Here is a 267-nt window from a genome sequence, read left to right as displayed (position 1 = left end):
GGATTTAAAGTCCTGTTTTTGTATTTGCGCAAAAGTCATCTGGATCAGCTAAACAACCCCGGCCAGCTTTACCGTGCTCTTGAAGGCGCCATCGGCTTATTGAACGATTTTCTGAATATGCCCGCCACGCGCAGCGCGCTGAAGTATCTGAAAATTTATAACCCTTACCGTTTCCTCGAGGAGAAATTACGCGGCGTGATCGACAGCCTGGACGTCTTCGATCTGTTAAGTGTTTTTGATGAACTCCTCTCCGTCACCAAAAAACTG

The 267-nt window shown here is 47.2% G+C and carries 1 pseudogene; it reads left to right on the top strand.

From position 1 onward, the window contains the following. A pseudogene (locus DXU84_RS25155) lies at positions 1 to 267 on the top strand (hypothetical protein); the annotation flags it as partial.

The organism is Rahnella sp. RcJ3, from assembly GCF_009498575.1.
Lineage (GTDB): Bacteria > Pseudomonadota > Gammaproteobacteria > Enterobacterales > Enterobacteriaceae > Rahnella > Rahnella aceris.
The sequence above is the reverse complement of the archived record's forward strand: the minus strand, read 5'-3'. Positions and strand labels throughout refer to the sequence as shown.